Genomic DNA, 457 nt, shown 5'->3' on the forward strand with positions numbered 1-457 from the left:
TTTGAGCGCGGCATCGGCGTCAGCAACGTGAATGAGCGGCTGAAGGTGTTGTTTGGCGACCGCTACCGGATGTGGATCGACAGCAAGCCGGGAGAAGGCACGCGGACTGGGATAGAGATTCCGGATCAGCAGGCGTCGTTGCCGGCTGCATCCTGATCAGGCGCGGATGTATGCTGTAAAGCGGCAAAGCGAGGTGTTCCAATGAGTTCAAAACGGCGGGAGTTCCTGGGCATGGCGGCGATGGCGCCCATGTTCGTTCCAGCGGCGGCCTTCGGCGCCAATGATCGGATTACGTACGGGTTGATTGCGACCGGCGGCCGCGGCCGCTACCTGAACCGGAATTTCCAGAAACTCGGCGCGCAGTGCGTCGCGCTGTGCGACGTGTATGAGCCATATCTGGACGCAGCCCGTAAGGAGTCGCCGGATGGCGTGAAGTGCTATGGCGATTACCGCGAGC

At 61.5% G+C, this 457-nt stretch carries 1 protein-coding gene; it reads left to right on the forward strand.

Annotation, left to right across the window (positions count from 1 at the left end; all coding sequences use genetic code 11):
* Window positions 1–231 precede the first annotated feature (231 nt).
* Window positions 232–457: hypothetical protein (locus tag FOI68_RS22870; protein ID WP_221935138.1), on the forward strand; the 226-nt coding region annotated here is incomplete at its 3' end.

The sequence above is a fragment of the Brevibacillus sp. LEMMJ03 genome, assembly GCF_007197875.1.
In the GTDB taxonomy this organism is placed as follows: Bacteria; Bacillota; Bacilli; order Brevibacillales; family Brevibacillaceae; genus Brevibacillus; species Brevibacillus thermoruber.